Here is a 19,434-nt window from a genome sequence, read left to right as displayed (position 1 = left end):
GACAGTCAATCTAAAAAAGAAAACCTATATAAGACAACAGTTTACAGGAAAGAACTTAAATTGACACGTTAAAAAAGCTAATTATACATATCAGAAATAGACCAAAATCTATTTTTAAGACTTTGCACAAATATTCTTTCCCGAATATGATGGACTTACATTCAAGCAAAAGGAGGTGATACATTGAATCAAGTTTCTTTAGTAGGAAGGATTACAAAGGATCCTGAACTACGAAAGTTACAAGAAGGGAGGGTTCAAACTAACTTTATACTAGCTGTAAATCGAAACTATAAAAATCAAAACGGAGAAATAGAAGCTGATTTCGTCTTCTGTACAGCATGGGGAAGGCTGGCTGATAATGTTGTGAAGTATTGTGGCAAAGGATCACTAATAGGGGTTAGTGGCCGCTTACAATCACGCTCTTATCAAAAGGAGGATGGCAAACGAATCTATATAACGGAAGTCATTGGAGAGGACGTCCGTTTTCTCGTTTTGAAAGACAGGGAAGGTATACATGAAAAAGTCGCTACAGATGCAAGACTAACGAAACAACAAGCATCTGTAGCAGCAGAATTCACAAAAGAATTCCATCTGCCAAATACTGAAAAAGAAAAATTACCGATTGTTTAATCCATATCGCTATTGGAAGACCGCACCAATAGGCACATAATTTCCTTTAAAGAATTACCAAATAATCTACCACTTTACATGGAGAATGTTTCATAGATTATGGTATTAACATCGGACCAAGCAATTAGACTCAAACATGGATGAAGCAGTAAAAGTAATGATAAATCATTTCTTGAAATTTTGTCTATCTGAGTAGGGGAAGTAAGAAGTAGAAATAACGATTGTATGTGAATAAGATCTAACGGGAGAGATCAAAAAAATCCGGCTATCATGATAGCCGGATTTTATCGATAATCATTTAGTTAAAATTGAAAGATAATAGATCAAGGATTTCTTCGTCTTTTAGTTCAGTAATCCACTGACTTGATTGGATGAGATCCTCTGATAATGCTTGTTTTTCAGTTAATAGTGTATCGATTTTCTCTTCAATAGTTCCTGTCGTGATGAACTTATGAACATGTACAAATTGAGTTTGACCAATACGGTATGCACGGTCTGTCGCTTGGTTTTCCACCGCAGGATTCCACCAGCGGTCAGCATGTAGAACGTGATTGGCTGCTGTTAAGTTTAGTCCGGTTCCACCTGCTTTTAAAGACAAGATGAAAATAGGGAAATCACCTTTTTGGAAAGATTCAACGAAATGATCACGTTGTTGCTTAGGCATACTACCTGTTAAAAACGGCACATCGATATCATAAAGTTCGGAGAAACAATGTTGTAGTAAGTGGCCCATACCAATATACTGAGTGAAAATTAAGCATTGTTCATTATTACTGGCAATTTCAGATCCAAGTGTTACAAGGCGATCTAACTTTTCTGAACGCGGTAGCATATCGGCTGCATTATCAAAGGGTTCTTTTAAATACAGAGCGGGGTGATTACATAGTTGCTTTAACTTACTAAGCATTTTCAAAATCAAACCTTTACGTTCAAAGCCAGTTAATGTTTCGAGCTTATGCATAGTTTCTTGGATAAAGCTCTCGTAAAGTACAGCTTGTTCTTGTGTTAATGGACAGTATTCAAGCTGTTCAAGTTTATCAGGTAAGTTCAGCATAAGTGCAGGATCCTGCTTCGTTCTACGTAATAGGAATGGTTGAATTTTTTTTCGTAATTTTTGCTTATGAGCTTCAGAATCATCACGCTCAATCGGAGCGATATAATCTTCTTGGAAGCGACGAATGCTTCCTAAGTAACCTTTGTATATAAAGTCGAAAATAGCCCATAGTTCGGACAAGCGGTTTTCAACAGGTGTCCCTGTTAATGCAATATGATGCTCGCCATGCAACTTACGAATCGCTCTAGATTGCTTTGTTTGCATATTTTTAATATTTTGAGCTTCATCAAGCGCAATACAAGCCCAATTTAACTTTTCAAGGCTATCTGCATCTTGTGTAACAGTTCCGTACGTTGTCAACACAACTTGAGGGGATTGCTCTTTTAAGTAACTAACTAAAGATTCTTCTTTCAAACGACCTGCGCCATAATGTAAGTAAACCTCTAAAGAAGGGGCAAATCGTTCAAGTTCTTTTTGCCAGTTGCCTAAAACAGAAGTTGGGCAAATAATTAGAGTCGGTGGCTTTTCTTCTTCATAGACATGACATAAATAAGAGATAAGCTGAACTGTTTTGCCAAGTCCCATATCATCAGCCAAACAAGCTCCAAACTGCTGGTCACGCATGAATGTCAGCCATTCATAACCTTCCTGCTGATAAGGACGTAAAGAAGCCTGTAGCTTGTCTGATACAGGTACAGATGGCAAACCTTTTTTATCTTGTAGCTTTTTCACATAGTCCTTCAATGACTTCTGAATTTCAAATTGGAAGAATGGATCATCCGCAGAATCATCCTCATCCTCTTCCACTGGTACAACAAGTTCTTCAGGCAACTCCTGGAATAGCAGATCACGAACGGTCCAATTTTCATTTTCAGCTTTATCCATTAGTTTACGGATCTCTTGCATCCAAGCCGCATCCACCCGTACCCATTCTGTACCAGCACGTATAAATTCACGATTATCATTGACCATTTGTTGAAATTGCTCCATGGTTAGTTCTTGACCGTTTAAGGATAATTTCCAATTAAACGTTAGAATCTCTTGTAAACCAGCAGCTGATTTATAATTTGAAGCAGTGCTAGCACTAGCTCGTACTTTCACACGAGAATCTTTTATGTCTTTTAACCAAGCTGGTAAAATAATTTCAAATCCTAGTGCTTGTAGACGGATAAAATCTGCACGTAAAAACTGTCTAACATCTGCATCCGATAAAGTTAATGACAAGAATAAACTGGTATCAGCATTATCCATGTAATCATGCATATGCAATAAATTAGACATTTGACCTTGTAGCTTTTCTATTCCGTCAGCATGTTGCTTCCACTTATCAGGCAGCGCGTTTTCGATTTTCAAAGCGCGCTTGCGCATAGGTGGAGCCCAATAAGTCGCACTTTTTTTCCCACGAATAACGGTCTCTAATAACCAATCCTCAGACAATTCCTCTGGTTCACGCAACCTCAATGCAACGAAAATTTCATCATGAACATTTTTGGTTGTAATTGGCCATCCACCATTTCGGAAGAATGGTAATAATGGCGGTAAATCTGAAAAAAGCAAACCAGCCTCCACCATTTTTTGCATTAATGCATTTTCTAGTAAATTTGCAGCTGTTTCATCTAATGGAACCTTTAGATCCAACTTTTGTTGTTCTTCGTCAAGTGAAATAGAATCCCATAGACGAGGAGAATACCAGAAGCTAGAGGCTTCATTTGCCGCAGTCAGCCACTTGGCTGATGCCATGTCGATACCTTCGTATTGAACAAAAGGATGTTGCTCTTTTTGAGAAAATAATTCAACCATTTCAAGGGGAGTTAACGTAACAAATTCCTCCGAATGATTAGCCGTTAAACCATAAAAAGTAGCCTCGTAGTGGAAGAAGAGAAAAGGAAGCCATTCATGTGTATACATTGGTTGTCCATCGGATTTAAAAGCTTGCAACGTGAACGATTGATTGGACTCGGTTTGAATGCCAAGCGTGATGGATTTCATGAAAGTAGATGGCACGTTTGAAATAGTTGTCATAGCTTCAGGTTTCCTTTCTCGATTTCTTCTTGTAAAGCTCGTAATCGTTTATATTGTTGGCGAAGTGTTTCGACATATTGATTCCAATATTCGTTTTTTGCACTTTTCTTCGCTGCAGCTTTCATTTTTTTCCAAACTCGGACTGCTTGTTTATAATGCTGTCTCGATTTTTGAGAAACTTCTTCTAATGCAAGTGCATGATACAGAGGAAGTAGAACTTCAGGTTTATACTCCAACACATCCTTCACACCACATAACTCCAAATAAGCTAGTGAAGAAGGGAAGCGATGATGCAGAGCAGCCCATTCCAAATAACGTTCCTTTTCAATTAAATAATGTGAAAAAGGTTGCATGCCATACATACCGGAAGCTGTAAAGAGTAACTCTGCCTCTTCATCAGTTAAATCTATTTTTGAACAAAGACGATTGAAAGTATTGACGAAATTTGAACGATACCTCGTTGCTAACCAACTATTGATGAATTCATCTAACAGTGGAAGCATAGAACGCAAAATCATTTGTAGCGCTTCTGAATCTTCGTTACGGTCCGCAAAATGAGCTAGATCGAGCCATACTAATAACTCATCGACTTTAATCTGTGTCAATGATTGTTGTAAATCATCATACTTTTTAAGCATAAGGAAGAACATAGCTCGGATGCTTTCTATATTTACATCACTCGAAAAGTCTTTTTCTGCACGAAGCATATCAAGTTCAAGCTCACGTCGTTTTTTCTCATTAAACATAGACTCCCAAAACAATGTATAAATGTACAATCGCTCTTCAAAATAACCTTCCTGTTTTACAAGGAAATAATGCGTCATTTGTTGCAATGTATCATAAAACGGATCCGTCGCAAAAAGACGAGATTTACTAGCTGTTAATCGAATATAATCTTTTAATGCCTGGCTCTCTTGCTCGATAAAATTGATCATATAGGAGCGCGCCGACTCATTAGCTGGATGGAGGTGCTTCCAAGTATGAGATAGAAGTGCCATATGCGTAAATAATTGATATAAACTGCGCCATTCACGTTCTAAAGGCGTATGTTTTGCAATCTGAGACTGCATATCAGCGAAAATGCTCTCTATTAAATAAGGGTTTAATGATTGTTGATTATATAAATTTACTTTATAAATATTCTCCACAAGCTTTAGCCAACTTTCAGGCGTACGCTCATCTTTAAATAAAGAAAGCTGATTTAACTTCTGAGAACGGAAATTCTCGAGCCAACCAGACAGTGAATCAACATATTGATATAACACGAACATCGCCGCTAATTTATGGCGGCACCATTTTTTATTACGACAATCACATGTAAATAAATCATCGTTTATATATAACGTTGCCGTAGCAGGAGTAGCATCCTGCACAACAAAATGAAGTATATTAAGTACTTCACTATATGAAGAAATTTTCACATAGTTATGGCGTGCTAAAAAAGCTGCTCTTCTGACAAGCTCTTCATCCTCGGGAACTGATGAATTCAGCTCTAATTCAATTGCAGCCATATTATTGCGAATAGCATCTTCATACTTTTTGGCAATTTCTGAAATATTTGTATTCATACATTCCGCTCCTGAAAAAAGTCGTTCCTTTCATTATACGGCTATTTCAGGTCATCCGTAAATGCATAAGGACAGTCTTTATTTTATTATATTTGCAATCAAACAAGAATAATATTATTTTTACTGAAAATAAGCGGCTATAAGCATACAGTATGAATTGATAAATAGTGAAGAAAGTCTGATTTTATTACAAAAGCACATCTAAAACATGAAGAAAATCAATAAAACAGGGTACTTTTTCATTATGTTATTGAATTCTTAAGAGAATAATGTGAGAATGTATATAACTAAATATTGGAATAAATAATAATATTAGGGTGGTGATTGATTGGCACGCTATATGATTCGAATTCCTGATTTTAGATCATCCATACATTCAGTTAAATCCTTTAAATGGTATTTAGTTTATGCGCCTAAAAACCGTTCCAAAAAGGTCATCATTTCTTCTGAGGGAAGTTATGAAGAACGCCACGACGTTTATATTGATAATCACTTTTTCGATACAGTCAGTGTAGACTTAACCCGGAATCATATTTTTTTACATCAACGAAGAATGCCATACGAGCAAAGCGAGGAAAATTTAAAAGCTTTATTAACCACTATTTATGTAATCGCTGAGCCGAATACTTTTTATTTTTTTACATATGGAAGGAAGAAAAAGAGATAAATTCTAGAAAGCAAAAGAAATTTGTTCTTTTGCTTTTTATCTGCACTAAATGAGCATATAATGGTACCATATAAATAATCTGAAAATTCTATAAAAAGGAGTGACTTGCATGTTACATGTACGAAGAATGGAACCTTTTTATACTAAGAAAGAGGGTAATCGACTAAAGCTAGTATTTGCTTATCAATATTTTTCCATTACAAAAGAAGATGAGCTATATCATTTTGTCCCAGTAGAGGGCAAGGAAATCATTATCAATCTCAATAATCTACAAATTGAAAACTTATCTGAAGTATTTGTTTTCCAAAAAGGTAGTCGTTTCATACGCTTACCGTTGTATCAATTGCTAACTATATCTAACATCCATGATCATCTGCAACTAATTTATGACTCCTTAGAGCTGGGGAAGGAAAAAGGCAAAACAGTGCAATTCATTAGTACAAACAAGGAAGTAGTAGACCTAATCACTCAACTTGAAAAGAACAACAAACTTCGCCTTATCGATCAAGCACTCGCGGTTCGAGATGAGCATCTATTTTTCACACTAACAAACAAACTATAGCATCGTACTAACGGAGGATTTTCAATTGAATAACCAAACCACATAGAAAGCACCTATCATTTATAAAACGATAGGTGCTTTTAACATGCCCTCAATGTGTTAACACATATACAAAAATAATTAAAAGTGCTATAAAAACTCCAAATGCATTAATTACAAAATCATAGAAATCCAATTTTACATTTTTTTTCGATTCCATTTCAATATAGCCCCTTTCGATGAATACCGAGAATATTTATATAAAGCTTTGACAAATCACTTAAACTTTAAACACATGAACTAGAATATGATTTTCCTAATAAAGGAATTAATGTAAAGGCCGATATAAATGAAAAACACAAAAGGACTGAGGGGTATGAGGATAGGAGATTGGTATTCACAAGGACTCTCTATATTAAAAAGTATGAATAACAACTGGAATATGGCGAGTAAAGCACTAGAACGCCTCTCAACGGGCTATCGTATTAACCGAGCTGGTGACGATCCTGCAGGGCTAGCCATTTCAGAGAAAATGCGTGCACAAATTCGGGGACTCAATATGGCCAGCAAGAATATTCAAGACGGTATCGGAATGATCCAAACAGCTGAAGGGGCACTCAATGAAACACATGCCATGCTTCAGCGTATGCGAGAACTCTCGACTCAAGCATCAAATGATACATTAACTGACGAAGATCGTCGTCAACTAAACCTAGAATTCCAAGAACTAAAAAAAGAAATTACAAGAACATCAACAGACACCGAATTCAATACAAAAAAACTTCTCAACGGCAGTGCATCAAAAGATCCTTTGAAAATTCAAGCAGGTGCAAACGCAGGTCAGACGATCGACGTATCCATTAATGATATGAGCGGCGCAAGCCTCGACATCGACGGACTATCTATTGATACCAGAGAGAATGCCGAATCAGCCCTCTCAAAACTTGACGCAGCTATCAATAAAGTCTCCAGCGAACGCTCGCGCCTAGGAGCTTACCAAAATCGTCTCGAACATGCCTACAACAACTCAGTCAACATGGCAGAGAACTTAACCGCTGCCGAATCCCGCATCCGTGATACAGACATGGCCAAAGAAATGATGAACTTTGTCAAAGCTAACATACTTCAACAAGCAGCCCAATATGCCTTAAGCCTACACAACCAACGAGCCCAATCCATCTTAGAGCTTCTACGCCCACCAAATCCAAAACGCTAAAGCCCGCCAAAACAGCGGGCTTTTTTATTTTAGGGAGAATGGCGGTGAGTAGTGATAGAGGAGTCTTGAGTAGCGCAAAAGGAGTCGTGAGTAGAGCCAAAGGGAGTCGAGTAGCGCCAAAGAAATCCTGAGTAGCGCTAAAACACCTCCAGCAATGTCAAAGTTATCACAACCCCCCAGTAATTACTGTATAAATGAATATACATACACTTTGCATAAAAATGAATAAAAACACTAAAAACCTCTTAATATATGTATAAAATCTCTGAAAAACTTATAATATATTAATTTTTATGTAGACATATGAATAAAAATAAACTATACTTCAATTTATCAACTTATTCTAAAAATTAAATGAAGTGAGGTATATATTATGAAGAAATGGTTAGCGGCATTATTAATGATTACCATGCTAGTAGTTGCTGGATGCGGCAATGGTGGAGATTCAAATTCATCTGCAGGAAAGAGCAATAGTAACTCAACTATCCAAAAAGTAATCAAAGCAAAAAAACTAGTAATTGGTACAAATCCTGGTTACTTCCCGTTTGAAATGGTAGATTCAAAAGGAAAATTCATCGGTTATGATATCGATGTTGCACAAGCAATTGCAGATAACTTAGGTGTTAAATTAGAAGTAAAACAATACGGATTTGACGGACTGGTTCCGGCTCTACAAACGGGTGAAATCGACATGATCTTCGCAGGTATGTCTATCACAGGTGAACGTGCATTAGCAGTCAGTTTTGCAAATCCTTACTACAAAACAGGACAAGGTATCATGCTTCAATCAAAAAACAACACTATAAAATCATATGAAGACCTAGATAAAAAAGGCACTAAAATTGCAGCTCAAATTGCAACAACAGGTTCATTAATTTCAAAAGACATGTTCAAAAATGCAGAAATTAAAGATTATGAAGACTTCCCAGCAGCAGCATTAGCACTACAATCTGGACAAGTTGATGCAGTAATCTATGACGAACCAGCTATCCAAGTTTACAACCTACAACATGTAGGAAAAGTGAAGAAACTTGAAGGCGTCATCTCTGCAGATAACTTAGGTCTTGCAGTACAGAAGAATGATTTCGAATCAGTACAATGGTTAAACTCATTTTTACACTCATATATCGATAGCCCGGCTGAATTACAATCACGTGCAAAATGGTTCGAAAATAGCGATTGGTTAAAAACAGTTAAAGAATAATAGAACAAGCTGTACTTTGAAACATTACAAACGGCGTAGCTAAACATAAAGGGAGGACTACTCCACTATGTTTGCTGACGTCTTTGTAGTCTTTCATCGAATAAAAACCGATCACAGAAATGATCGAGGAGGACATTTACATGGACATTCAACTAGACTGGAGCGTCATTCCAAATAATATGGACGTCTTTATCCAAGGCGCCTTACTAACATTAGAAATTTCAGCGATCTCACTATTATTAAGTATTCCATTAGGAGTCATTTTCGGAATCGGGCGTATTTCAGGTAACCCTATTATTCGATTTATATCAAGTGCTTACGTAGAAATCATGCGTGGCGTACCATTACTAGTATTGTTAATGTGGATTTACTTCGGATTAGGTCAATTTTTCTCATTAGGATCTTATTGGGGTTCAATCGTTGGTCTAGCAACATTCTCAGGGGCATTCCTTGCAGAAATTGTTCGCTCTGGTATCCAAGCTGTTCCTAAAGGTCAAATGGAAGCAGCGCGTTCAGCAGGTATGTCAAATTTCCAAGCAATGCGCTACATCATATTACCTCAAGCATTCAGAAGAATCTTACCGCCAATGGCATCACAATTTATCATTCTTATCAAAGATTCATCGTTAATTTCAGTTATCGCAGGTGTAGATTTAACGTTAAAAGCAAAAAATTTAGCAGCAACATCATTCCGTTATATAGAAATTTGGACATTCGTTGCGCTCGTTTATTTCATCATGACATTCAGCTTATCTTTAATCATTCGTCAAATCGAAAAACGTATGCTGAAAAATGAACAATAAGAAGGGGAATGCGAATTATGATTTCTATCAAAAATGTTAATAAAAGTTTCGGTAATCATCATGTATTAACTGACATAGACCTAGAAGTACCAAAATCAAATGTTGTCGCACTAATCGGACCGAGTGGAGCAGGTAAATCAACTCTAATCCGTACCATAAATGCACTAGAAGAAATCGACAAGGGTGAAATAGTCGTGGACGGTATTTCTATTCATGACAAAAAAACGGATATTAACAAAGCTCGCACGAACATCGGCTTCGTATTCCAAAGCTTTAACCTATATCCGTTCTTATCAGCACTTGAAAATGTCACAATCGCCCCAATTAAAGTAAAAGGTCTATCGAAAGCTGAGGCAGAAAAACGAGGCAAAGAACTACTGACATCTCTAGGTTTAGGTGACAAATTCGATGCATATCCAGGGCGCCTATCGGGTGGTCAACAACAACGTGTAGCGATCGCACGCGCGCTTGCAATGGATCCTCAAGTCATGCTTTTTGACGAACCAACATCAGCTCTAGACCCAGAAATGGTTAAAGAAGTACTCGACGCCATCCGTAAGCTTGCGAACGACGGCATGACAATGGTAGTCGTTACCCATGAAATGGGCTTCGCTAAAGAAATCTGCGACCAAATTGTCTTCATGGCCGATGGTAAAATCGTCGAAGTCGCACCACCAGAAAAATTCTTCACAAATCCAGACTCAAAACGTGCACAAGACTTCCTATCTGTTGTCTTAAATCACTAAAAAAAAGCCAGCCGCATAAGCAGCTGGCTTTTTTGTGCTCATTATATAATTGTAATAAATTACAAAAAAAGATATAATAGTATGTAAAATTATGATGGAAAGGAGTAATAATAATTTTCGAACCAAGACCAAAACCAATAATATTGTCAGCATATCCAAGACTACTAATGAGGCTCTCCCCAACATTCTCAAAAAACATTGAATTGCAAAAAGAATTGATCAACATTCAAGCAGGATACAATGGAGAATGTAGAGTCGATCAATTAATTCAAGAAACGCATTTTACTCTCCCATTTCAAACTCTCCCAAATGTTGAAATTCAAGCATCCCCAAACAGACTCATTCAAATCGATTCATTAATAATCACACCAAGCTATATTTGCATTCTTGAAGTAAAACATCTAAGAGGAACATTAAAATTCTTAGAAAACCCCTACCAACTAATCCAATCAATTGATGGCACCAACACAACATACGTATGTCCTCAACAACAAATTTTACGAACAGTCGACAGTTTAGAATACTGGTTGCAACACGAAGTCGGCATGCAATTACCAATTTTCAAAGCAATCGTATTGCCAAACAAACGCACACACATCGAGATCCCACCAACACAAATTAAATTACTAGGATCAAAAGAAGTACCACTATATCTACAAGAATTAAATAAATACCCAGCCATTATCACAACAAATCAATTTCAACATATTATTAATAAAATAAAAAATAACAACAAACCATACAACGTCTTTCCATTAACAAAAAAACACAGTATTCCTTTAGAACAACTTAAAACTGGCATCATCTGTTGCTGTGGGGGACAAGGCAGACGTTACTCCCAACGTACATGGACATGCCAAACCTGTGGGAAAAATATCGACAACGCAATCAAACTAGCAATGCTAGACTGGTTCTGGCTCTTTAAATCCAACATAACCCATAAAGAATGTAGTCAATACCTACAAATTAACAACAAAAACCGAATAACAAAACTACTAAAACAAATGACCCTAACCCCCACCGGCCATACTAGATCACGAACATACCACTATGATTATAGAAAGCCATTGTTTAAAGAAAATCTGCCTAAGTAACAATCAAGAATAGTTTTTAAATAAAGATAGATTTTGAGTAAAGCCAAAGCCGGAGTGAGAAGCGCCAAATGTTGAGCAAGTAGAGCCAAACCCGAAATGAGAAGCGCTAAAGCCAGCGAGTAGCGCCAAAGCCAGAGTGAGAAGCGCTAAATGCTGAACGAGTAGAGCCAAAGCCGAAGTGAGAAGCGCTAAAGCCAGCGAGTAGAGCCAAAGCCAGAGTGAGAAGCGCTAAATGCTGAGCGAGTAGAGCCAAAGCCGAAGTGAGTAGCGCCAAAGCCAGCGAGTAGAGCCAAAGCCGGAGCGAGCAGCGCCAAAGCTGAAGCGAGTAGAGCCAAAGCCTGGCCGAGTAGAGCCAAAGCTGAAGTGAGTAGCGCCAAAGCCAGAGTGAGAAGCGCTAAACCTTGAGCGAGTAGAGCCAAAGCCAGAGCGAGCAACGCTAAACCCAGCAAAAAGCGCAAAAGCCGAAGGGAGCATCGCCAAGCCCCACCCGAGCAAACTCACCATAAAATCAAAAAATCTCCAAAATATGAAATAAAATATTTAAGTTTTCAGAATATGAGGGTATAATAAATAGCAAGAAACAAAAATGCTAATCAAATGAAAGAAGGAACACCAAATGTCTTTATCCCTTAACCCGAAAGCTCTAAAGGGTGGTTTACCTGGTATACGCCAATTCGCAAATCAACTGATCAACTACCCTGATGCCATCAACTTAACGATTGGCCAACCAGACTTCCCAACTCCTGAATCAATCAAACAAGCAGGTATCCGTTCAATCGAACAAAACCTTACAACATACTCTCATAACGCTGGTCTCATCGAACTTCGAGAAGCGGCTGTAGCGTTCTTTAAAGAAAAATATGATTGCCATTATAATGCTGTAGACGAAATTATCGTCACAAACGGAGCAAGTCAGGCTATTGATTCTGTATTCCGTACAATCTTCGAAGAAGGGGATGAAATCATCCTCCCAGCACCAATTTACTCAGGATACGAACCAATTATCCAATTTTGCGGTGCAAAAGTAGTTTACTTAGATACGACAGATACAAACTTCCAACCTTCAGCGGAACGTCTAGAACAACTAATCACACCTAAAACGAAAGCCGTACTATTTAACTTCCCATCTAATCCAACAGGAGCTACAATCTCCCATGAACAAATGGACGCGTTAGCAAAAGTACTAACAAAACAAGATGTCTATATCATTTCAGACGAAATCTATAGTGAAAACACATTCGAAGGTGAACATCGCTCATTCGGTGCGTATCCTGAGCTAAAAGATAAATTGTTCTTAATTCACGGTTTATCAAAATCACACTCAATGACAGGCTGGCGTATAGGGTTTCTTATGTCATCTGCTAAGCTTTTGGCAGAAGTCGTGAAAATTCACGCGTACAATGCAATATGTGCTGCACTTCCTAGCCAATATGCTGCTATCGAAGCACTTACAAACTGTAAAGACATTCCATCTGAGATGAACAAACAATATATTGTCCGTCGTGATTATGTTTTCGATCGCCTTGTTGCAATGGGTATTGAAGTTCAAAGACCAAATGGTGCATTTTACATTTTCCCATCTATCAAAAAGTTTGGATTATCATCTCAAGAATTTGCAATCCGTCTTATGAAAGAGGGAGGCGTTGGTGCTATCCCAGGATCTGTTTTCACTCCATATGGTGAAGGCTATATTCGCATTACTTACGCGTATGCACCAGCAACATTAAAAGAAGGCCTTGATCGTCTTGAAGCCTTTATTCAAACACTATAAATTAAAAAATATACCCAAAATGCCAAGTGAAACTATCTCACTTGGCATTTATCATGAGTCATGCAAAATATACGGCTAACTTGAAAATAATTGAATTCAGAGTTGAAAACAGAGTATAGTAGACCTTAACAAACACACCCAAAAAGAAAGTAGTGAAATAATGAAAAAAATATTCATGGTCGTTTGGGACATTGACGTAGATAAATATGGCGTTAATAGTGTCATGTATAAGAGGGCAGGCTTATTAAATAACGCTAATTATTGCACTGAACTAATCACACTAGACTATAAAGATAATTATTCTGAAATAGAATTAAAGTTAAAAAAAGAAGGTAGACTTTCCGAAAACGTCAAAATCACGAACATTTATGACTACTATAAAAAAAGCTACACAAAAAGTGAACCAACAGCTGAAAGTATTGAAAGCTACCGATTAGCCAGCGAAAAATTTGAACCCGAATATCAAGTAGAAGAAAGCGGAGAACAAACGCACTACTTCCAAAATGGTACATATGTAAAATGCAAAGCTTGGGACAAGCATCAAAAATTGAGATATATCGACTATTACACACCCGAACAAATTCTCATTAAACGTGAAGAATTCCATAGCGATGGTTATATTAATCGTACGCTTTATTATCATTTGTCTAACAATGAGCTAAACCAAGAGCTACACTATACACCAGACGGCTTTTGTTATCTTTCGAAATGGTACAACCATAAAACGGGGAAGCAACAGAAAATTTATCTATTTCATCCCGAGTCAAAAAAAGTCTTAAGTTTTGCTAATAACAAAGAATTTCATGTCAATTGGTTTAACGAATTATGCAAAAACGAGCCGGAAAAGCCAATTATCATCTGCGACGGAGCAGGTACAGCAAGTAAAGTTCGGAGTATGGAATCCGGCTTGGCACACCGTATCTATACTATTCATACAAATCATTTTGAAGCACCTTACACTTACGGTAGTGAGCTCAAAGAACATCACAGAGGCATGCTAGAAAATTTAGAGAATGGCGACCCTATTATTGTCCTAACAGAAAAGCAAAAAGAGGATATCATCAAGCAATTTGGTGATCACGACAACATTTATGTCATTCCAAATACAATCGAAGTGAATAATGTGGATATGACTAAAAAAGATCCACTTCTTGTTACAGTTGTAGCAAGATTAGATGAAGGTAAAGCAATTGGTGAAGCTGTTCGTGCATTTGCTAAAGTTATTCAAGACGTTCCTGATGCTAAACTTCACATTTACGGTGCAGGGCCTAGAAAACGTGCGCTAACATCGCTTATTCGGAAATTAAAATTGAGAAAAAATGTCGAATTAAAAGGCTACACAAACAAAGTAGACGAAGTATTAGCAAAAGCTACCGTAACAGTCCTAACATCAAAATACGAAGGCTTTAGCTTAATAGCGTTAGAATCATTTGCTAATAAAACACCGGTCATTTTATACGACAACAACTACTATATAGACGAATTTGAACCAGCTGGACAGAATGGTTATGCTGTTCCAAATAAGGATCGTGAGCAATTAGCAGAAAAGATCATCTACATGCTAGAAAATGAAGACGAGGCAAAAAGAATGGGAGAAAATGCATACCGTACCGCACAAAAGAAATACTCTCCTGAACTTCAATACGAATTATGGAACAGCCTTTTGAATAAAGTCACATCACAAGATTAAAAGGTCGCTTAGGCGACCTTTTTTGTTTGTCATTTCTAAACAAAATAAAAAACCACCTCTCCAATATAGGAGCAGGTGGTTAGTTAAAGCGAAATGCTTATTTAGATACTTGGGTATTTAAATCTTTTTTAATCTTAGTTGTAGAAATACCTTCAGTACGAGGTAAGTAAATTACTTCGCAATGATCTTTTAGGAAATCGAATTTACCTTCCCAGTCGTGGCCCATAACAAATGTGTCGATATTATGATCTTTCACGTCTAGAACTTTTTGTTCCCAATTATCTTCCGGTATTACTTCGTCTACATACTTGATTGCTTCAAGAATTGTCTTACGGTCTTCAAAACTATAGTAAGCTTTTTTCCCTTTTAAAGCATTAAATTCATCAGAGGAAATAGCAACAACAAGGTAATCGCCTAAAGCTTTTGCACGTCGAAGAATATTAACATGTCCCACATGAAGTAAATCAAATGTACCATACGTAATTACTTTTTTCATAGTGTGCCTCCATACATAATACTAAATGGTATTATATTATATTTAACTAGAAATGCCAAATTCATTTCTGTAGATAATCTCTATAAAAAGTCTTAATAGAATAAGGAACGCCGAGAACTCATGCAAGGTTCCCAAGATCAAGCTTTGGACCATTTATCTAATCCATCAAATACGCTGCCAATCTTTCACTAGCATGCCCATCAGAATAGGTATTCCAATCTTTAGAAAAAGTCTCCATTTGCTCCTGATTAAATTCATGATGCAACAGAACATAAACTAGTTCTTCATCATTTGAAACAACCGGACCGGGAACTAACTGTTCATAATCCTTCCAAAAACCTCGCTCCATCTCATATGCTTCTAAATCATAAGGATAAAAAATCTGCGGTTTCCCAAGTAGAGCAAATTCAAATGGGATCGAAGAATAATCACTGATTAAATAATTCGTAACAAACAGTAATTTGGAAACAGGTACATCATTTGCAACGGAAACAATTGCAGGATGAGCAATCAACTCAGCATTATGAGCCACAGCAGGGTGTAACTTGATCACCATTGCAAAATCTTCTCCAAGTGAATCCATGATTTCTACAAAATTCAAAGGAATCTTCTGTTCTAACAGTTGCTGATCGCGGAAAGTTGGTGCATATAAAATTACCTTTTTCCCAGCTAATTGAGGATACAACTCGAGAATTTCACTACGAGCATTAACTTCTTCTTTTTGTCGAAAGTAAAAGTCAGTACGTGGAATCCCAAAACGCAAAAATTGATCTTTGCGCATGCCAAATGCTGACATGAAAATCGGTACCATCTCATCAGAGCCAATGATTACTTTCGTCATTCGCCCATAAACCTTCTCAAATCGCTTAACAGCAGAAGGGGAACGGAACATGATACTTGGATCTTGCAATGCAAACTTCTTAATCGCGCCAGCTGCATGCCATAACTGTATACACTCGACACCTTCGCGAAACGACGTTGCACTTAAAATGGCAAAATAATTGTCGATCAATACCTTACTACCCGTTGCCAAATGATATAAACCTTTCAAATAGCCACCAATATTGGATGCGCGAAAATCCACTATATGTTTAGCATTTAAGCCTAAATCGGAAAAATCATCTTTGCATTTGCTAGTCTTCAGAACATAAATCTCTTCAAACCCGCGTGATTGCAACTCTCGTATAACAAACTTCGCATTATCCCCAAAGTCACATAAAAAAACGATTTTACTCTTTTGTGGTAAAAACTTAAAAAGCCCAAATACCAACCTATTTACCGACAAATAAATATATATTATAAATTCCTTTAACATTCATTCACCTATTTTTCTACATTTCGTTGGATAATCGCTAAAAAAATCGAAATATTCGAAAAAAATTCAATTTTATGTTTAATTACCACATTGTGAGAGGTATTGTAATTTAGGAATTACATACAATAACTGCTATTAGTATAACTGAAATAATAGTTATATAACAAAGAAAATTTTAAGAATAATTATACTGATTAATATTGTCTTGTGGTATTATCGATGAGGCATATAAATCAAAAAAATAATAAAATAAGATGGAATATTTACAAAAATCATCATTAAGAGGAATATAGAATACATAACAATTAATGATTTTATGATAATGCATGAACTTAATAAAGAGGTGTAAGAATGGATAAATTAGTAACAATTATCGTAACTGTATATAATACAGCTGAATTTTTAGAAGAATGTTTAACATCTATAACGAACCAAGTATACAAAAATATAGAAATAATTATAGTAAACGACGGCTCGACAGATAATTCATCAGAGATTATTGAGCAGTATACAACTGCAGATTCTCGTTGCCATAGTATCAATTTAACTGAAAATAAAGGTGTAGGTTTTGCAAGAAATCTTGGAATCGAACAAGCTTCTGGGGATTTTGTATATTTTGTAGATAGTGACGATTTTATCAATGAACATGCGCTTGATAAATTAGTACAAGGTCTTGGTAACAAAACTTATATTATGGGCCGCACTAAGAAACTAACGAATAAAGAAGATAGCAATATCGATATTGATGAACATGAAGTGACAATAAGAAAACGTAACAAGGTATTTAAAGTGCTACAAAATTTAAGTGTGCTCAATAGTTTGTTTTCTATGGAAATCATTCGTAAATACAATCTTCGTTTCTCAGAAGAAACAGATTGTTACACCGAAATAGCATTCTTACTGCCTTTATATAAAAATCGTTCAGTAATTTATCAAGTAAAAGAAAGCGTATATTTCCGTCGCCTTCGAAATGATCCGATTACTAACCCATCGCTAATGCAGCAAGATAGAGAGAAGATATTAAAGGATTTCTTAACAGTTTATAATCAGCTTAAAGCAGAGCTAAAGGGAAATAACAAAGAACAAAAACTCCTAGATAAATTACTTATTCATTTTTATCGCTCAAAATTTATCCTAATAATGAGAGATGCAACTCAAATCGATCGAAACTTTGAACAACTAGCAACTGCAATGGAAAAAGTTTCTCCAGCGCAATATAAAAATCAAAACTTATTAGTTCGTGGTGAACTGAAAGCACTACGTAATCACAAATTGAAAAGTTACAAAAGAGCAGTTAGCATTCACCATTTTGGAAGAGAATCAAAACAAAATTTTACAAGCAAAACAAAACTGACTCGACAAATTTATAAAGATATACTCCAAAAACGACCTCTTAATGAGAAAAAAATAGTTTTCGAAAGTTTCCTTGGAAAAAACTACGCGGATAGTCCGAAGTATATTTATGAATATATGGTTAAACACTACCCAGAGTACGAATTTGTCTGGTCGTTTAATGAAACAAACCATGATATTCCAGGAAATGCGAAGCAAGTGAAGCGTCTAAGCCTTGCGTATTACTATCACATGGCAACGGCAAAGTATTGGGTAAGTAACATGCGTCAACCACTTCACCTTCAAAAACGTGAAGGGAATGTATTTTTACAAACTTGGCATGGTACACCGCTGAAAAAACTAGTATTCGATATGGATGAAGTCTATTCAGCCAATCCTAAATACAAACAACAATTTTATGAGCAATCACGATTATGGGATTATTTAATTGCAGCAAATTCGTACTCATCGGATATTTTCAAAAGCGCATTTAAATTTGATAAAGTCATGCTGGAAGATGGCTACCCACGTAATGATACGTTGTACATTAACAACAATTCAGATTACATTACGAAGATGAAAACTAAATTAAACATCCCGTTAGATAAAAAAGTCATTCTTTACGCTCCTACATGGCGTGATGACGAATTTTATGAACCTGGAAAATACAAGTTTAATCTAAAATTCGATTTGCAAAAAATGCAAGAAAAATTTGGTGAAGAATATGTCATCTTACTAAGAATGCACTACTTCATAGCAGATGATCTCAATATTAATGGTTACGAAGGTTTTGTCTATAATATGTCCAAATATGACGACATCGCGGAACTATATCTGATCTCAGACATTCTTATTACAGATTACTCATCTGTATTCTTTGATTACTCGAACTTACGAAGACCGATTCTGTTCTACACTTATGATCTCGAAAAGTATCGTGATCAACTGAGAGGCTTCTATATCGATATCGAAAACGAAGTACCAGGGCCACTAGTCAAAACAACTGATGAAATCATTGATGCCGTACTTAATATTGATAAAGTAACAATTGAATATAAAGAAAAATACGACGTTTTCTATGATAAAATTTGTAGCTGGGAATCCGGAAAAGCAACAGAGAAAATCGTAAAAAAAGTATTCAAGAACCATTAAATTGATGAAAAGCGTTTCTACCGATGTACAATGTGCGGGAAGAACGCTTTTTTTTTTATAGCAAAAAATAAAAACTTTAATGTTTTTTTCTTGTAATGCTTAATGCTAAAATATAAAATGGGCCAAATGAACT

15 protein-coding genes are annotated in these 19,434 nt (G+C 36.4%); 11 read left to right on the top strand and 4 right to left on the bottom strand.

Annotated elements, in window-relative coordinates; translation table 11 throughout:
* Positions 1 to 183: 183 nt before the first annotated feature.
* Entirely contained in the window at positions 184 to 630 is a 447-nt protein-coding gene (locus MHH98_RS19035) for a single-stranded DNA-binding protein (protein WP_076034294.1), read from the top strand.
* Positions 631 to 928: 298 nt separating this feature from the next.
* Here MHH98_RS19035 and MHH98_RS19030 read toward each other — a convergent pair whose 3' ends face one another.
* On the bottom strand, positions 929 to 3,706 hold the full coding sequence (locus tag MHH98_RS19030; RefSeq protein ID WP_179078264.1) for a DEAD/DEAH box helicase: 2,778 nt from the start codon (positions 3,704 to 3,706) through the stop codon (positions 929 to 931).
* On the bottom strand, positions 3,703 to 5,274 hold the full coding sequence (locus MHH98_RS19025; protein WP_038179983.1) for a hypothetical protein: 1,572 nt from the start codon (positions 5,272 to 5,274) through the stop codon (positions 3,703 to 3,705). Before MHH98_RS19025 ends, MHH98_RS19030 begins: the two co-directional genes overlap by 4 nt.
* 328 nt (positions 5,275 to 5,602) lie before the next feature.
* On the opposite strand from MHH98_RS19025, the gene MHH98_RS19020 reads away from it, so the two are divergent.
* From MHH98_RS19020 to MHH98_RS18980, 9 genes are all read left to right on the top strand, one after another.
* Positions 5,603 to 5,941 carry a hypothetical protein gene (locus MHH98_RS19020; protein WP_038179982.1) on the top strand — a complete coding sequence of 113 codons (339 nt, stop codon included), beginning with the start codon at positions 5,603 to 5,605 and terminating at the stop codon, positions 5,939 to 5,941.
* 109 nt (positions 5,942 to 6,050) lie between these two features.
* A complete protein-coding gene (locus tag MHH98_RS19015) occupies positions 6,051 to 6,503 on the top strand; it encodes an IDEAL domain-containing protein (protein WP_038179980.1) in 453 nt (150 codons plus the stop codon).
* Positions 6,504 to 6,858: 355 nt separating this feature from the next.
* Positions 6,859 to 7,698 (top strand): flagellin N-terminal helical domain-containing protein, encoded by an 840-nt coding sequence (locus tag MHH98_RS19010; RefSeq protein WP_038179977.1) that lies wholly within the window; start codon positions 6,859 to 6,861, stop codon positions 7,696 to 7,698.
* Between the two features lie 373 nt (positions 7,699 to 8,071).
* Complete coding sequence (locus tag MHH98_RS19005) at positions 8,072 to 8,902, top strand: transporter substrate-binding domain-containing protein (protein ID WP_038179975.1); 831 nt, start codon at positions 8,072 to 8,074, stop codon at positions 8,900 to 8,902.
* Between the two features lie 140 nt (positions 8,903 to 9,042).
* Positions 9,043 to 9,705 carry an amino acid ABC transporter permease gene (locus tag MHH98_RS19000; protein ID WP_038179971.1) on the top strand — a complete coding sequence of 221 codons (663 nt, stop codon included), beginning with the start codon at positions 9,043 to 9,045 and terminating at the stop codon, positions 9,703 to 9,705.
* A gap of 17 nt (positions 9,706 to 9,722) precedes the next feature.
* On the top strand, positions 9,723 to 10,451 hold the full coding sequence (locus MHH98_RS18995) for an amino acid ABC transporter ATP-binding protein (protein ID WP_038179967.1): 729 nt from the start codon (positions 9,723 to 9,725) through the stop codon (positions 10,449 to 10,451).
* A 203-nt stretch (positions 10,452 to 10,654) separates the two neighbouring features.
* The gene (locus MHH98_RS18990) at positions 10,655 to 11,545 is read left to right on the top strand and encodes a nuclease-related domain-containing protein (protein ID WP_340713407.1); all 891 of its coding nucleotides are present in this window, start codon (positions 10,655 to 10,657) and stop codon (positions 11,543 to 11,545) included.
* 616 nt (positions 11,546 to 12,161) lie between these two features.
* Positions 12,162 to 13,316: an aminotransferase class I/II-fold pyridoxal phosphate-dependent enzyme gene (locus tag MHH98_RS18985; protein ID WP_076035510.1), complete on the top strand. Its 1,155-nt coding sequence runs from the start codon at positions 12,162 to 12,164 to the stop codon at positions 13,314 to 13,316.
* A gap of 160 nt (positions 13,317 to 13,476) precedes the next feature.
* The gene (locus MHH98_RS18980; protein ID WP_340713404.1) at positions 13,477 to 15,006 is read left to right on the top strand and encodes a glycosyltransferase; all 1,530 of its coding nucleotides are present in this window, start codon (positions 13,477 to 13,479) and stop codon (positions 15,004 to 15,006) included.
* 97 nt (positions 15,007 to 15,103) lie between these two features.
* Here the strand turns inward: MHH98_RS18980 and tagD are convergent, their stop codons facing one another.
* Together tagD and MHH98_RS18970 are read right to left on the bottom strand one after the other, a co-directional pair.
* A complete protein-coding gene (gene tagD, locus MHH98_RS18975) occupies positions 15,104 to 15,502 on the bottom strand; it encodes a glycerol-3-phosphate cytidylyltransferase (RefSeq protein ID WP_340713402.1) in 399 nt (132 codons plus the stop codon).
* Between the two features lie 157 nt (positions 15,503 to 15,659).
* Complete coding sequence (locus tag MHH98_RS18970; protein ID WP_340713401.1) at positions 15,660 to 16,817, bottom strand: CDP-glycerol glycerophosphotransferase family protein; 1,158 nt, start codon at positions 16,815 to 16,817, stop codon at positions 15,660 to 15,662.
* 351 nt (positions 16,818 to 17,168) lie between these two features.
* On the opposite strand from MHH98_RS18970, the gene MHH98_RS18965 reads away from it, so the two are divergent.
* Entirely contained in the window at positions 17,169 to 19,301 is a 2,133-nt protein-coding gene (locus tag MHH98_RS18965) for a bifunctional glycosyltransferase/CDP-glycerol:glycerophosphate glycerophosphotransferase (protein ID WP_038179950.1), read from the top strand.
* Positions 19,302 to 19,434: the final 133 nt, after the last annotated feature.

This window comes from Viridibacillus sp. FSL H8-0110, from assembly GCF_038003565.1.
GTDB lineage: Bacteria > Bacillota > Bacilli > Bacillales_A > Planococcaceae > Viridibacillus > Viridibacillus arenosi.
Note: the sequence above shows the minus strand (reverse complement) of the source record. Positions and strands in the feature narration are given on the sequence as shown.